This is a genomic window from Enterobacter sp. BIDMC92 (assembly GCF_001030225.1).
GTDB classification, from domain to species: domain Bacteria; phylum Pseudomonadota; class Gammaproteobacteria; order Enterobacterales; family Enterobacteriaceae; genus Enterobacter; species Enterobacter sichuanensis.
Genome location: NZ_KQ087598.1, coordinates 2,855,623 through 2,870,303 on the forward strand (window position 1 = coordinate 2,855,623; position 14,681 = coordinate 2,870,303).

13 protein-coding genes are annotated in these 14,681 nt (G+C 54.8%); 8 read left to right on the plus strand and 5 right to left on the minus strand.

The genetic code is table 11. The features are described from left to right. The first annotated feature begins 563 nt into the window (after positions 1–563). Together SP99_RS13405 and SP99_RS13410 are read left to right on the plus strand one after the other, a co-directional pair. Complete coding sequence (locus SP99_RS13405) at positions 564–2,852, plus strand: FdhF/YdeP family oxidoreductase (protein ID WP_047958916.1); 2,289 nt, start codon at positions 564–566, stop codon at positions 2,850–2,852. Positions 2,853–2,874: 22 nt separating this feature from the next. Then, positions 2,875–3,771: a LysR family transcriptional regulator gene (locus SP99_RS13410; RefSeq protein WP_047958917.1), complete on the plus strand. Its 897-nt coding sequence runs from the start codon at positions 2,875–2,877 to the stop codon at positions 3,769–3,771. On the opposite strand, the gene SP99_RS13415 is transcribed toward SP99_RS13410, so the two are convergent. After that, positions 3,750–4,508, minus strand: coding sequence for a phosphate/phosphite/phosphonate ABC transporter substrate-binding protein (locus tag SP99_RS13415; protein WP_047958918.1), 759 nt, complete (start codon positions 4,506–4,508; stop codon positions 3,750–3,752). The genes SP99_RS13410 and SP99_RS13415 overlap by 22 nt on opposite strands. Further along, positions 4,501–5,472 carry a fatty acid desaturase gene (locus tag SP99_RS13420; RefSeq protein WP_045285497.1) on the minus strand — a complete coding sequence of 324 codons (972 nt, stop codon included), beginning with the start codon at positions 5,470–5,472 and terminating at the stop codon, positions 4,501–4,503. Before SP99_RS13420 ends, SP99_RS13415 begins: the two co-directional genes overlap by 8 nt. A gap of 148 nt (positions 5,473–5,620) precedes the next feature. Between SP99_RS13420 and SP99_RS13425 the strand changes: the two genes are divergently transcribed. The 5 genes from SP99_RS13425 to SP99_RS13445 all read left to right on the plus strand — a co-directional run bounded on the left by SP99_RS13425 (position 5,621) and on the right by SP99_RS13445 (position 9,376). Further along, positions 5,621–6,601, plus strand: a complete 981-nt coding sequence (locus SP99_RS13425; protein ID WP_045285496.1) for a GlxA family transcriptional regulator — start codon at positions 5,621–5,623, stop codon at positions 6,599–6,601. A 78-nt stretch (positions 6,602–6,679) separates the two neighbouring features. Next, complete coding sequence (gene gap, locus SP99_RS13430) at positions 6,680–7,690, plus strand: type I glyceraldehyde-3-phosphate dehydrogenase (RefSeq protein WP_047958919.1); 1,011 nt, start codon at positions 6,680–6,682, stop codon at positions 7,688–7,690. Between the two features lie 279 nt (positions 7,691–7,969). Next, entirely contained in the window at positions 7,970–8,674 is a 705-nt protein-coding gene (locus SP99_RS13435; RefSeq protein ID WP_047958920.1) for a hypothetical protein, read from the plus strand. Positions 8,675–8,700: 26 nt separating this feature from the next. Next, a complete protein-coding gene (locus SP99_RS13440; protein WP_231584248.1) occupies positions 8,701–8,892 on the plus strand; it encodes a hypothetical protein in 192 nt (63 codons plus the stop codon). A gap of 4 nt (positions 8,893–8,896) precedes the next feature. Next, entirely contained in the window at positions 8,897–9,376 is a 480-nt protein-coding gene (locus SP99_RS13445; protein WP_047958922.1) for an Hcp family type VI secretion system effector, read from the plus strand. A 47-nt stretch (positions 9,377–9,423) separates the two neighbouring features. On the opposite strand, the gene SP99_RS13450 is transcribed toward SP99_RS13445, so the two are convergent. Further along, positions 9,424–10,611 (minus strand): MFS transporter, encoded by a 1,188-nt coding sequence (locus SP99_RS13450; RefSeq protein WP_025756859.1) that lies wholly within the window; start codon positions 10,609–10,611, stop codon positions 9,424–9,426. Positions 10,612–10,726: 115 nt separating this feature from the next. Here SP99_RS13450 and SP99_RS13455 point away from each other — a divergent pair, with 115 nt between their 5' ends. Beyond that, positions 10,727–11,683, plus strand: a complete 957-nt coding sequence (locus SP99_RS13455; protein ID WP_047958923.1) for an AraC family transcriptional regulator — start codon at positions 10,727–10,729, stop codon at positions 11,681–11,683. A 13-nt stretch (positions 11,684–11,696) separates the two neighbouring features. Here the strand turns inward: SP99_RS13455 and SP99_RS13460 are convergent, their stop codons facing one another. Together SP99_RS13460 and SP99_RS13465 are read right to left on the minus strand one after the other, a co-directional pair. Further along, a complete protein-coding gene (locus SP99_RS13460) occupies positions 11,697–13,076 on the minus strand; it encodes a carbohydrate porin (protein WP_047958924.1) in 1,380 nt (459 codons plus the stop codon). Between the two features lie 94 nt (positions 13,077–13,170). Continuing rightward, positions 13,171–14,529, minus strand: coding sequence for a glycoside-pentoside-hexuronide (GPH):cation symporter (locus SP99_RS13465; protein ID WP_047958925.1), 1,359 nt, complete (start codon positions 14,527–14,529; stop codon positions 13,171–13,173). Positions 14,530–14,681 lie beyond the last annotated feature (152 nt).

The window sequence follows — 14,681 nt, forward strand, 5'->3', positions numbered from 1 at the left end:
AATATATCGACGATGAATTATTTGTTGCACTAACAGGGCATCTTTAATATTTAACGCCATTCGCGATCGCCATTCAGACATTTCCTTTATGCTGCGCGGCGTTAATTTCACAGCTCAAAATAAGTTATATTTCATGTTGTGATAATTCACCACTTAGACATAAATTATATCCATTAATCATTAAGCCCGAGTAAACCTTTACGGCTTTATCTCCAGTGAAAAATGCGCTTCATCCCAGGCCGGGCGTGATGAATGGCTTTTCCCTACCCTCATCTGTTTCATTCGAAATTTTAATGATGCTACATCCGCCCTGCTCGTTGCCATTTATCGCACCTACCGCTTGATAGATAAGATTTATTATTAAAATGATAAAATTTCGTTATAATTTCTTTAAATCTTTAAGCAACACGTCAGATAATCCACTGAATTAAATAACATTTTAGATAAGTCATTTTGCAGTGCCGCCTCACCTGCGTGAGCCGGGCGTCATTGCTGTTACTTATTGCCATTTCAGTGGTTTTCGTGATGCCGCCGTTGTAAGACTGAACACATCAGGAGTTGGTATGAACAAGAAAAGACGCTCTGTACCCGGTATCAGAAATTATGCGGGTCCTGCCGGAGGCTGGGGCGCGTTGAAGGCCACGGCCATCGCGGTACGTACCCAAATGGATACCTTTGATGCCCCGGCGACGCTGCTGCGCACCAATCAACCTGACGGTTTTGACTGCCCGGGCTGCGCGTGGCCTGATAAAGAACACAAATCAACGTTCCAGTTTTGTGAGAACGGTGCCAAAGCAGTGACCTGGGAAGCGACCACCAAACGCGTGACCCCGGCGTTTCTGGCCGAAAACAGCGTCACCTCGCTGCTGGCAAAATCGGACTTTGAACTGGAAGGATACGGTCGGCTGACGCATCCCCTGCGCTATGACAGGGAAAGCGACACCTTCAGGCCTGTGGAATGGGACGAGGCGTTTCAACGCATTGGCGAGGTGATGCGCGGGCTCGACCCGGACCAGGTTGAGTTCTATACCTCCGGACGGGCGTCGAACGAAGCGGCGTATCTGTTCCAGCTGTTTGCCCGGGAATACGGCACCAATAACTTCCCCGACTGCTCGAATATGTGTCATGAAGCCACCAGCGTCGGTTTGCCACGTTCGATTGGCATCGGCAAAGGCACCGTCTCGCTGGACGATTTCGACAAGACTGAACTGGTGATCTCCATCGGCCATAACCCCGGCACCAACCATCCGCGCATGATGGGCACCCTTCATGAGCTGTCCCGGCGCAATGTGCCAATCATCGTTTTTAACCCGTTACGCGAGCGCGCGCTGGAACGTTTTGCGGATCCGCAGAGCGTGATTGAAATGGCGACCTACGGCTCCACGGATATCGCTTCAACCTATTTCCAGGTGAAGGCCGGGGGCGATGCCGCCGCGCTGAAAGGTCTTGCCAAACATCTGCTGGAAATGGAGGCCGAACGCGGCGGCGTGCTCGACCATGCCTTTATTGCGGAACACACCCAGGGCTTTGAGGCGTTTGCCGCGGATATCGCACAAACCCGCTGGGAGGATATTGAGCGCGAGTCGGGTCTGAGCCAGGCAGCGCTCAAAAAGGTAGCCGAGGCCTATGCGAAATCGAATGCCACCATCATTACCTACGGGATGGGGATTACCCAGCACAATAAAGGGACGGCCAATGTCCGCCTGATCGCTGACGTGCTGCTGCTGCGCGGCAATATTGGCAAGCCCGGCGCGGGAATATGCCCGCTGCGCGGCCATTCAAACGTGCAGGGAAACCGCACCGTCGGGATTAGCGAGAAGCCCACACCGGCCTTCCTGAACCGTCTGAAGGAGGTGTTCGGTTTTGAGCCGCCATCTCACCATGGGCATGACGCGGTGCAGGCGACGCAGGCGATGATCGACGGCAGGGCAAAAGCGCTTATCTGCCTCGGCGGTAATTTTGCGGTGGCGATGCCCGACCATGAACGCGGTTTTCCGGCGATGGGCACTCTGGATCTGAGCGTCCACATCGGCACCAAGCTGAACCGTACGCATCTGCTGGTGGGTAAAGAGACGTTTATCCTGCCTTGTCTGGGTCGTACCGAGCTGGATATGCAGGCAACCGGCCGTCAGTCCATCACCGTTGAAGACTCGATGTCGATGGTGCATGCCTCTTCCGGCAAGCTGAAACCCGCCTCACCGTTGCTCCGGTCTGAACCGGCTATCGTCGCCGGTATGGCGAAAGCGACCCTGCCGGCCACGCGCGTGGACTGGATGACGCTGGTTGAGGATTACGACCGCATCCGCGATCTGATCGAGCAGACCATTCCAGGCTTTGAGCACTATAACGCGCGGATCCGCGTTCCCGGCGGTTTTCGGATGCCGCTGCCGCCAACGCAACGTATCTGGCCAACGGCGACGGGAAAAGCGATGTTCTCGGTATTCGACGGTGTTCACGAGAACGTCAGCGGTGAGGGTGAGCACGTTCTGCGCCTGATCACCCTGCGCAGTCACGACCAGTACAACACCACCATTTACGCCCTCGACGACCGCTATCGTGGCGTGTTTGGTCGCCGCGACGTGCTATTTATGAACGAAGAGGATATGGCGCAATCAGGGCTGGAACACGGCGACCGGGTGGATATCGAAACCGCCCTGCCCGGCAGCGTACAGCGTCTGGAAGACATCACCGTGGTGGCGTACAGCATCGCCCCGGGCTCTGTCGGCGCCTACTACCCGGAGGCCAACGTACTGGTGCCGCTCGATTATCTGGACAAGGACAGCGGTACGCCGTCTTATAAATCGGTTCCGGTTCGCATCACCCTGCGCTCAAAAGAGATCCGCATGCTGTAACGCCGTTTGCGCAGAGAAAAAGATGGATATTAAACAGTTAAAATATTTAATCGCACTCGACGAGACCCGGCACTTTGGTAAAGCGGCCTCCCAGTGCAACATCACCCAGCCGACCCTCTCCATGCGTATCCGCAGCCTGGAGGAGGAGCTGGGGCTGGTGCTGATTGTGCGCGGACAGCGCTTTGAAGGGTTTACGCCGGAGGGGGAACGCATTCTCGCGTGGGCTCGCGCGCTGTTGGCCGCGCACGACGGGTTACAGGCGGAAGCGTCGCTGTGCAAAGGCCAGGTGGTGGGTGAATTACGCCTGGGAATGGTGCCGCTGGCGAGCGTGGATCCGATGATCTTCATTCGCCTGCTGACGCAAAAATACCCGGAGCTGACCTACAGCCTCTATTCCATGTCCTCGGCGCAGATTGCCGATGGCGTCAGCCGCAACCAGCTCGAACTGGGGATTTGCTACCTGAACAGCATCGACACCAGCCTGTTCGATATTATCCAGTTGCCCAAAACGAAGATGGGCCTGCTGCACGACACCCGCCATTTCCGGTTAAGCCAGGAGAGACTGACCTGGCCCGATTTGACGGCGTTTCCGCTGGGGTTTCTGACGAAGGGGATGCACTACCGGGCGCATATGGAGGCCAGCTTCCAGTCTGCCGGCATCGAACCGACGTCGGTGTTTGAAAGCGACTCCACGTACCAGATCATTCAGGCGGTTCAGAGCGGCGTGTGCTGTGCCGTGATGCCGCTGAACAACGGGCTGGAAGAGTTGAACAGCCATTTCAGGATAGTCCCGATTGCCGACGCGGATATCGAGGCCCCTGTCGGCCTGATTATGCGCCGACAGAAACCCGTCTCCTCGCTGGCGCTGCGCTGCTTTAACGACGCGCAGGGAATTTATCATTCGGACAGTACGGCGTAAGCCTGACGCGTCACCACGCTAAAACCGCCGATCAGCACCGCGTCGCAAACGGCCCGGTGTGCCGGTGAACTCACCAGCGCGTGGAGCGCATCGCGAATGGCGTTCAGGGTTTCAGGCGAGGTCTGATGCGAGGTGATGAACGGCAACCCTGGCGTCAGGGGGGTGCGGTCAATGACCGCCAGCCCCGCAAGCCGCTCCGGCTCGTGACGCTGCAGCAATGCCCAGGTAACGCAGTCGATGGCCGCAATATCCCCCGCCCCGCGCTTCAAATCAATCAGCGACTGGCGATGACTACCGCTAAAGGACGTTTGTGCGAAAAACGGGCCGTCCTTCACCAGGGGAGCCACTTTTTTTCGCAGCGCATGATAGCCGGACTGCGAGTCGGCAGAATTACAGACCGCCCGGCGTCCGCGAAAATCGGCCAACGAGAGATGCTGATCCTCCTCGCGCACCGCCAGCACGCTGCGGTACTGATACCCTTCACAACCGGGTGCCGTGTAGTGAAAACAGCCGACCACCTGCACGTCCGGGAGCCGCGTGATCAGCGGATAACCACAGGTCTGGCTGAGAATAAGCCCGGGCTGTTGCCAGTGCGTCAGCAGTTCAGACTCCGGCCAGTCAGGGTCACCCTCGACGGGCACACCGCGCGCGGCCAGCAAACCTTTTACCGTCCGCCTGAGCGCGCGGGTGTCAGCGCGATCTACCGCGTACATGGGAAACGCCAGCAGGTTACTCATACTTCTCCCCTTGTTGAGCTCCGGGATGAACGGTGACATCGACGGGCGCAGCCCAGAACTGGCGTAACCATTCGCCATAGCCCCTGACGAGAAAACCGTGGTTTCGCTCCCGGTACGCCTCCCGGTTCTGCTGGTAGATACGCTTCAGCGCGTACCAGGGAACGCCGGGTAAATCATGGTGTACTGAATGGTAGTTGAGATTTAAAAACAGTATCCGCCAGAACAGCCCGGCCTCGTTGATGACGGAGCGCGCGAACGGGTCATCGGCCGCACGGTGTTCGTAGAACGATCGGACCTTGGTCAGCGCCAGCGCCGGATAACTGACCGCCAGCACAAACCAGACGGGGGAAAAACCGACGTGCGTCATCCAGGCGAAGAGTGCCGCCAGCAGCGTGATGTGAACCAGCCACATCGTCATCGCCCGCAGCTGTAGATAACGAAACGCCGCGACGGCGCTGCCCAGTGTCTGCAGAATATCCAGCAGCGGCGCCAGCAGCAGCCGTCCGGCAAAGGTATTTCGGGCGCGGATCGCACGCTTCTGCCAGGGGGAAAAGCGCGCCCAGCTCTCCTCGGTAAAATAGTACGACTCCGGATCATCCACCGGATGGGTCAGGCTATCGTACCGGTGGTGGGCCAGATGAGAATCCCGGTACAGGCCATACGGGTACCACACCGCCAGCGGGAGCGTGCCAAACAGCTGGTTAAGCCAGGCAAAACGCGTGGGGTGTCCGTGGATCAGTTCATGCTGCAGGGACATGTACCAGGCGGTAAACCCTGTCAGCAGCAGCGTGGCGGGCAGCAGGCCGAGCGTTTGCCAGAACGCCAGCGTGGCAAACCAGCCCGCATAAATCGTCACGATCAACAGCCAGGTGGGCAGTTCGCTTCGCCACAGAAATCCCGATGCGAGATGGTGGATTTGATTGCGTTGTTGCGGATGTAAATAGAGGGAGCTTCGTTTACCCATTCCTTCAGACGCCGTTTCGCCAGAGACAGTGCCCTGACGATCGGGGATAACATCTGAAATCACAAACAACTTAAATCGCTTTGCTTTGCCAGAAACGTGAAGTGCGGGCGCACTTGACTTATTTTGTAATAAAGGTACTTTTCAGGACATGAAGAAGATCCTGATTATTGTTCCTGACGGCGGCATGCTGTTTGAAGCCGCCGGTATCGCCGACATTCTGATGCAGGCCAACCGGCTGCACCCGGAAGGACTGGCGAAGCCCTGCTATCGCATCATCATTGCGACCACCCAACCGCACCAGGTGATCCACGGCCAGTCCGGCCTCAATCTGCTGGCGGACTATCGCCTGCCGGACCTGGATCCCCGTGAGCCGCTGGATACCATCATCATTACCGGTCGCGGGGTGAACGAGCAGGAGAGCCTCGCCGTGGTGGACTGGCTGCATCTCGCCGCCCCCCATGCGCGGCGGATCGCCTCCATTTGCGGCGGTGCGATGCTGCTGGCCCAGAGCGGCTTGCTGGACGGTCGTCGCGCGACCACCCACTGGCGGCTGCTGGAGACCATGCAGGCTCAGTACCCGTCAATCCGGGTCGAAGGCGGCCCGCTGTATATTCAGGACGGTCCCATCTGGACCTCCGGCGGCGTGAGTTCCGGGTTTGATCTGACCCTGGCGCTGGTGGAAGACGACTACGGATTTACCCTCGCCCGCGACGTGGCGCAGGATATGGTGATGTATCTGCGCCGCCCCGGAGGGCAGCTGCAGTTCAGTCGCTACAACCTGCAGCAGCCCGGCACATCGGGTCCGATAAGCGAGCTGCAGGCCTGGATGCTGCAGAACCTCACCGCCGACCTGTGTGTGGAAACTCTGGCTGAAAAAGCGGCGATGAGCCCGCGCAATTTCACCCGCGTATTTACCCGTGAGACGGGCGTCTCGCCTGCCCGCTACGTGACCGAAGCGCGTCTGGCCGCGGCCCGCCAGCTGCTTGAGCAGACCAGCGATCCCCTTGAGCGCATTGCTGAGCAAAGCGGGTTTGGCACCAGTATCAATTTGCGGCGCGTGTTCGAGAAACAGCTCCACCTCACCCCGGGCGAGTATCGCCAGCGATTTCACTGCCGGAAAATGGCGTAATCTGATCCTTTTTTGTCGTTTACGCCATCCCGCCTGAGGCCTACAGTGACTCCAGACAACAGAGATAAGGAGTGCACCATGGTTAAGGTCGGTATTAACGGTTTCGGCCGTATCGGACGTAATTTCCTGCGCGCGGCGCTGGGCAACCCGGATCTGCAGATTGTGGCTATTAACGATCTGACGGACAGCAAGACCCTCGCCCATCTGCTGAAACATGACTCCCTGCTGGGGAAACTGCCCGCTCCCGTTGAAGCGGCCGACGGCGCGCTGCAGGTCGACGGACAGCGGATCACCGTATTCAGCGAACGCGATCCGGCGAATATCCCGTGGCGTGATGTCGGCGTGGACGTGGTGATTGAGGCCACCGGCTTCTTTACTGAACGGGAAAAAGCGGCGGTACATATCACCCACGGTGGCGCAAAACGCGTCATTATCTCCGCCCCCGGAAAGAACGATGACCTGACGACCGTCATGGGCGTCAATCATGACCAGTACGATCCCGCCCGGCACGTTGTTGTGAGTAACGGGAGTTGCACCACCAACGGTCTGGCACCTGCGGCTCAGGTACTGCATCAGCAGTTCGGGATCGAGCATGGCCTGATGAACACGACGCATGCCTACACCAACAGCCAGGCGCTGCACGACCAGCCGGAGAAGGATCTGCGTGGCGCGCGCGCGGCGGCGCTGTCGATTGTGCCTTACTCCAGCGGCGCGGCGAAAGCGCTGGGGAAAGTGATCCCCTCCCTGGACGGTAAGCTGACCGGGTATTCCCTGCGCGTGCCGGTTCCGGTGGTGTCGATTGTCGACTTAACGGTGACGCTGAGCCGTAACGTGACCGTCGAAGAGGTAAATGAGGCCTTCCGCCACGCGGCCGCCAGTGGCCCGCTGAAAGGTATTCTGGGGTACAGCGATGAACCGCTGGTCTCCAGCGATTACCAGGGCGACCCGCGCTCCTCAATTATTGACGGGCTTTCCACGCTGGTGATTGGCGGGAACATGGTGAAAATCCTCGCGTGGTATGACAACGAATGGGGATTCTCAAACCGTCTGGTGGATCTGGCGGTATTTATGGATAAGAAAGGGCTGTAATTCTTACTTTACTGCCGGGTGGCGCCTGCGCTTACCCGGCCTACACATTATGTCATTATTCAAAATATCTCTCCCCCCTCGCAGAATTAATAAATTAAGATTATCCTAAGCCTATTCAACGGCTGCTAATTCATCACATCAATTATAAAAAAGCATCCATTGACTTAGAAAATAGGTTAGTGGATATTCTTTATTTTACTTTTAAAAATGCGAGTGCGATCGCTGTCCACAGGTGACAACGTAGCCCATGATAAACTCTGTACACAACAGGGACAGGCTATGTATTACAGTAAATCGATTATCGAAAAAATAGGGTCCGATAAAGAACTTGCTTTAAGGCTTGATCGCGCCATAGCTGGAGTGAGAGACGGAGCTATTGAATATTTAAATAATCTTGGCGATGCTACAACACGCTTACTCTATTATACGTCTTGCTTCACGGATAATTACCAGGATGTATGTAAGCGATTAGGTTATGAAGATTTAAGGTTTTTAGCAGGAGTAGCACAACTCGTTAAGCATAGAGATATAATTTTTAGAATGGTTAGGATTTATATTGAAACGATGCTTCATAACAAATCCAATAGCCAAAGAAAAAGCATTCTTGAAAGTATAATACCATTTACAACAAACTACTCAGTAAAGCAGGTCTCTAAAAATGGGTTGATTTATGCCGTCACGTCATACATCTGTTATGGTAATAACATGAACGCGGCCGTACAAAGTGCATTTGTGAAAAAGATTGGTTGGGGCACAGGAGGTGTAATTAGCGTATTAAACCTTTACGCTATAGTCCAGCATGCGGCAGACAGCGCAAATACACTGAAAAAATTCCAACCGTTGTTTTACCATGCGCTGTATGTTGAAAAGCTGGAAATGATGTATTTTCTTATTGAACCCGTGATAATGAAGACCGGATATCTTAACTTAAACACTGCATCCGATGGTGAAATTGCTGATGCGATAAATAAAATGATGCGATAATGTGGGAATCTATAAAAGAATTTTTGATGCAATTTTTAAAAAGTTTTTTAAAAGATATTATGGATGATTTTTTTTGGTATGGCACTGGAATATTCGCTGTCATTCTAGGTGCTGTCGCAGTGAGTTTTATAGAAGATGAAGAAATTGCACTAAGGGTTTTTGGGATTATTTTATTAGTTGTTTACTTCATTGCATTTCGCTACAAAAACAAAGGGTAAATAAATGTCTACACCAGCACATATATGGCTCACAGATGAAAATAACGCCCCGATTACAGGGGAGTGTTTAATGCCTACGAGATTGGGCTCTACCGAACTAAAATCGTTTAACCACTCTGTGTGGATCCCCACCGATTCCAACACAGGAAAACTGACAGGAACACGACTTCATGTGCCAATTACCTTTGAAAAAGAAATAGATCGCATCACACCCTATCTATTTCGTGCCGTCTGTACAGGTAAAATCTTCAAAACAGCATTAATCAAAATGTATAAGATTAATGACGCCGGGATCGAGCGTGAATATTTCAATATCATTCTGGAAAATGTCAAGATAACAAGGATCTCCCCTTTACTGCACCCGTTAGGTATCGCAAGTGCTCATATGGAAGAAGTCGAACTGCGATATGAATCAATCGAATGGAAATATTGTGACGGAAATATAGTGTTTAAAGACACCTGGAATGAAAGAGCGACTGCCTAGAATAATGGATATCTATAAATACCCTCTCCCGAAGGAGAGGGAAAAAATCACTCCGCCTTAACCTTCACGCCCATAAATACAATCACCATCGCCGTCACCAGCAGGAAACCGCTGCCGGCGAAGACGCCTGTGGCACCGTTGAGATCAAACACCGCCCCGCCACCGGCAGCGCCAGCGCTTATCGCCAGCTGGATTGAGGCCACCAGCAGCCCACCCGCACTTTCGGCTTCATCCGGTACGGTGGTGGCGAGCCAGGTTGACCAGCCCACCGGAACCAGACCAAAGGCAAAGCCCCACAGCGCAACCAGTAAGCCGTCCAGCATGGCCAGATGACCAAACGCCACCATGGTCAGCGCCAGTACGCCCATGGCGAACGGCACCAGCGCGAGCGTCAGATGCAGATTGCGTGACAGCAAATGACCGGCAACCGACGTTCCCACAAAGTTGGCGATACCAAAGCCCAGCAGGATCAGCGAGATACTCTCCACGCCCACCTGACCAACCGTTTCCAGGAATGGACGCAGGTAGGTAAAGAAGGCAAAGTGGCCGCTGAAGATCAGGATGGTCGCCAGCATGCCGCCGATCATCCCCGGACGACGCAGCACGCGGAACAGCGTTCCAAGACTGCCGCTGCTCTCAGGTTTCATGGAGGGCAGCACCCACAGCTGCCACAGCAGCGCCAGCATGCTCGGCAGAATGCAGAGAATAAACACGTTGCGCCAGCCAATCAGGCTGCCAAGATAGCTGCCCAGCGGCGCCGCGACCACCGTGGCAATCGATACGCTGGAGAAGATCACCGCCAGCGCCTTCGGCACTTTATCGGCAGGAACCAGACGCATCGTCGTGGCCGTCGACATTGCCCAGAATCCCCCGATGGCAATCCCCAGCAGCAGGCGTCCCATCAGCAGAACGTGCAGCGTGGGCGCAAAGGCTACCAGCAGACTGGAGATGATTTGCAGCACCGAGAAAAACATCAGCACCCAGCGGCGGTCGATACTCTTGGTCGCCGGAGTAATCAGCAACCCGGTGACCAGCGCCACCAGCGCGGTGGCGGTTACCGCCTGCCCGGCCATCCCCTCGGTGACGCCCAGGCTTGCGGCCATTGGCGTTAACAAACTGGCGGGCAGAAATTCTGCCGTGATCAAACCAAACACCCCCAGCCCCAGTGAATAGACGGCCCGCCAGGCGGGTTTTGCAGGCGCAACAGCCTCTCTCGCCGCGACACATGAACTCATCTGTTGATCTCCCGTTATGAAAATGTGACAACTGTCGCAAAAGCATAGAGGGTTCACCGTGGACGATCTATGACATATAATCTCCACTTATTGATTATTCGTCCGAAGTTTTGCCATGACCGCTCAGTCCCCCGATCTGATCAGCGAACTTTTGCACGGCATGCGCTTGTCGGGCGTGAAATATCGTCGCATTGAAGCCAGCGCGCCGTTCGGAGTGGCGTTCAACCAGGCCCCCGGCCGAGCGCAGTTTCATTTCGTCAGCCGCGGCAGCGCCCTGCTGCGTATGGAGAGTGGCGCAACGTTCACCTTAAGCAGCGGTGATGCCCTCTTTATTCCGAATGGCGACGCACACGCCCTGCTGTCGGACGAACAGGCCACCCTCACCCCGGTCACCGCGTTTCCCAGCGAGCCCATCTGCAGCTCAGTTTGCGCGATCACCTGCGAGCCGTGTCCGGACAGCGAGAACACCATCATCTTTAGCGGCTGTATGGATTTTGAACTGGGCGGGATGCAGCCGCTGATCAAAGCGATGCCGGAGGTGATGATGGTCAGCCGACTGATGTCCACGTGGCCGGAGATCCACCCGCTGCTGGCGGCGATGGAGCGTGAATCCCTGACGCGCCAGGCCGGTTTCGCCGGGATCCTCGCGCGCCTGGCCGACGTGGTGGCGGCATTAATCGTGCGCGGCTGGGTGGAAGGCGGCTGTGGGAAAGCCACCGGCTGGGTGCAGGTTCTGCGCGACCCACGTCTGAGCCGGGCGATCTACGCCATGCACCAGCAGCCGGGGCTGAACTGGAGCGTGGCGGATCTGGCGAAAGAAGCCGGCACTTCCCGCTCCGTGTTTGCAGAACGCTTTCTTGCGGCGACGGGAACGACGCCGGCCAGATATCTCAGCGAGCTGAGAATGCGGCTGGCCATTCAGTATATTCGCCATGAGAATCAGCCCATTGAAACGGTAGCGCTGCGGCTGGGGTATGGATCGCTCGCGGCGTTCAGCCGGGCGTTTAAGCGGATTATCGGCCATGCGCCGGGGATACTGCGGGAAGCCAGCCAGACCCCGGAAGAGGCCTGACCGGCGTACGGCATCAGAAATAGTATTTAAAGCGCACGCGCCCGCCGTAGCGATCGTCGCTTCGGTCATCGCCATCGTTCGGATGTGCTTCCACCCAAGAAGCATACGCGCCAAGATAGATGTTGAAATTCTTCATCTGCATCACGTTAGGGATCAGGTATGACGCATGAATGGTGTGAATATCATAATCCCCGGGATCGGTCACCCAGCAGTAGCCGTCGCAGTCCGCGTCGAAGTTTGCGGTGTTGAAATTGTCGATCTGGTTATGCGCGTAGATATAGCCCAGTTCGAAATTGCGCCATAAGCCATTCACACCCGCGGTGAAATCCGTCTCATCTGTGGCATCCATGTAGGCGGTATTCAGGTTCGCCACGATCCCGTCATCCGGATCGGTTTTTTGCCCATTCCACGTCATGGTGAAACCGTAGCCGGTGCGTTCAGACTGGTCTATCCATTTTCCTGACGCATCACGGTAGCCATAGGCGTTGTTGACGAGGTTGCTCTCCATCGCGATGGCCGTCGAGAAGTTCCCTTCCTGCCAGGCAATGACCGGCCGGACATAGGCGACGTTTTTATCGTTATCCAGGTCCACACCGTGATACTGCTGGTCCACAAACAGCGAACTGCCATCTTCCAGCAGGGTGTTTACCTCGAGATACCAGTTACCCAGCGTTTTGCTGAGCAGGAAGTTACCGCCGCTGTCGCTACGCCCGCGCCCCTCTTTCATCATGTAGATGTAGCCGTAGCCATCGCTGTAGAGATCGTTGGCGGTGTTGCCGGAATATTCAACGAAGGTATCCTGATTAAGCGGGAACATGTCATAGGCTTCGAAGCGGCCCACTTTCACCTTCCAGTCGTTTTCTGTGCCAAAGAAGAAAACGGCATCATCGAGGTTCATTTTGCCCGTTAAGTCAGCCAGCGGCTGCACGGAGAAGCCGGCGAAATTGCCGTTTGCCATCCGTTTATAGCCGTCAAAACCTAACAGCAGACGCCCGTTAATATCCCAGCGTTCATGGCTGCCGGGCGCCCAGTCTTTGTTGGCCGTCGTTTTCATGGAGGTTAAACTGCCGGTCTTGCTGGCTGCGTCCATATTAAATTCAACGTCGCCATAAAACTTAATATCACCGTAGCCGGATAACGTCAGCTTCGGTGCCGCTTGTGCTGTCGCAGGCTCCTTCGCTTCCACCACAACAGGATTTGCGACGGCGGCCGTCTGCTGCTGTTTTTCCAGCACCTGAATTTGTGCCTCCGCCTTTGCCGCCCGGCTTTCGGCTTTTTCGAGACGCGCCTCCAGTTGCGCCAGTTTATCTTCCAGACGCTGGGTATCGTTTGCTGCCATTGCTCCGGTAGTACAAAACGCACTGACAATGAGTGCAAGGGTTTTCACTTTCATCGACTCCATCCTCGTGAGTTAATCATTATTTCCTGACGGACACAGAGAACCTCACCGATAATTCGCATGAATTATCGGCTTACTACTGAAAGCATTAAGAGTTAGCGAATTCGCCTTTATTTAAATCATTCACCACGCCATTCATGACGTTTTCCGTTAATTTATAAAACTTAATGGAGAAAGCAGTGAGTAAATAAAAGAGAGAGGGAATCAAGGTAAACAGCAGAATGACGCCCTGAACGGCGGATTCCGATTGTACCGTGCTGCTGGATTCATAATTGTACCAGGCCAGTACCCAGCCCAGAATAGCACCGCCGACCGCCACCCCTAATTTAATGACGAATATATTGGCCGCAACATTCATACCTGTAATTCGACGCTGGGTTTTCCATTCACCGTAATTATTTGCATCGGTGATCATCGACCACTGCAGCGCACCGTTACCGCCCTGAACAATCTGAATAAGAATGTGGGCAATTAAGGGAATAACCCAAAATTCCAGCGGCAGCCAGAAACAGGCCACGCCTAACACCGCATTCAGAATATTGATCCAGAACGAGAGTTTGACCTTGCAAAAACGGGTGCCAAATGGCTGTGCCAGTACGGAGCCTAACATCGAGGCCAGCATCCCGCCCAGCATAAAGTACGAGATGATGTCGGCTCCTTTGTTCAGAACGGTATTAACGTAATAGACCACCGCGCCGCCACGGATCACCACCGCTACCAGCATCATAAAGTTGTAGATGGAGAGAATGCGCCACTGATCGTTACGAAAGAGGATCTTAACGTCACGGGCAATGTTGAGATTCTCCTCTTTGATGGGCTGCACCCGCTCTTTGGTGGTGACAAAACAGACGATAAACATCAGGCAGCCGATCGCGCCGAAGAGCGCCATCGCCACCTGAATACCTGTTGCTCTGTCGCCCGGGTAGAGGTAATCAGCCAGGGGCAGAATGAGGGCGGTGCCAAGCGCCCCGCCAATCGGGGTGATGGCAAAACGCCAGGACTGCAACGAGAGGTTTTCGCGTGGGTCGGACGTTAACGCCGCCCCCAGGGAGCAATACGGGATATTAATGGCGGTATACATCAGGGTCATAAATATATATGCGCCGACGGCATAATAAATTTTTCCGGTTTCGGTAAAATCCGGAATGGAATAAACCAGCACGCAACTCACCGCAAAAGGAACGCATATTGCCAGCAGCCAGGGCCGAAAACGGCCCCAGCGCGTGGAGGTTGCATCAGCAATTGCGCCCATAATCGGGTCGGTAATCGCATCTAATAAACGCACCAGAAGAAACATGGTTCCCATGACGGCCGGGGGTAATCCATAGATATCCGTATAGTAATAAGCCAGAATGGCCACCGATGAGTCAAATACAATATGACTCGCTGCATCGCCCAGGCTATAGCCTATTTTCTCTTTGACCGGAATTTTCTCTGCAATTGACATCGCGTGACTCCTCATTTATGAAACCGGTTTCTTTCGTAGCGACAATTTCGCCTGAGAGCCATGCGGCGATCCATTATGTTTTTTCACCTCGAACTTATGTTTTTTGCTTTATGTGATCGTGATAATTAAAAGAAAGCGTTCATCGGACACAT

What these genes read in the sequence shown, in the direction of transcription:
- SP99_RS13465 (WP_047958925.1), bottom strand. Translation starts at nt 14,529, where the DNA reads ATGTCAATTGCAGAGAAAATTCCGGTCAAAGAGAAAATAGGCTATAGC.
- SP99_RS13425 (WP_045285496.1), top strand. Translation starts at nt 5,621, where the DNA reads ATGAAGAAGATCCTGATTATTGTTCCTGACGGCGGCATGCTGTTTGAA.
- SP99_RS13410 (WP_047958917.1), top strand. Translation starts at nt 2,875, where the DNA reads ATGGATATTAAACAGTTAAAATATTTAATCGCACTCGACGAGACCCGG.
- SP99_RS13415 (WP_047958918.1), bottom strand. Translation starts at nt 4,508, where the DNA reads ATGAGTAACCTGCTGGCGTTTCCCATGTACGCGGTAGATCGCGCTGAC.
- SP99_RS13450 (WP_025756859.1), bottom strand. Translation starts at nt 10,611, where the DNA reads ATGAGTTCATGTGTCGCGGCGAGAGAGGCTGTTGCGCCTGCAAAACCC.
- SP99_RS13455 (WP_047958923.1), top strand. Translation starts at nt 10,727, where the DNA reads ATGACCGCTCAGTCCCCCGATCTGATCAGCGAACTTTTGCACGGCATG.
- SP99_RS13460 (WP_047958924.1), bottom strand. Translation starts at nt 13,076, where the DNA reads ATGAAAGTGAAAACCCTTGCACTCATTGTCAGTGCGTTTTGTACTACC.
- gap (WP_047958919.1), top strand. Translation starts at nt 6,680, where the DNA reads ATGGTTAAGGTCGGTATTAACGGTTTCGGCCGTATCGGACGTAATTTC.
- SP99_RS13435 (WP_047958920.1), top strand. Translation starts at nt 7,970, where the DNA reads ATGTATTACAGTAAATCGATTATCGAAAAAATAGGGTCCGATAAAGAA.
- SP99_RS13420 (WP_045285497.1), bottom strand. Translation starts at nt 5,472, where the DNA reads ATGGGTAAACGAAGCTCCCTCTATTTACATCCGCAACAACGCAATCAA.
- SP99_RS13445 (WP_047958922.1), top strand. Translation starts at nt 8,897, where the DNA reads ATGTCTACACCAGCACATATATGGCTCACAGATGAAAATAACGCCCCG.
- SP99_RS13440 (WP_231584248.1), top strand. Translation starts at nt 8,701, where the DNA reads ATGCAATTTTTAAAAAGTTTTTTAAAAGATATTATGGATGATTTTTTT.
- SP99_RS13405 (WP_047958916.1), top strand. Translation starts at nt 564, where the DNA reads ATGAACAAGAAAAGACGCTCTGTACCCGGTATCAGAAATTATGCGGGT.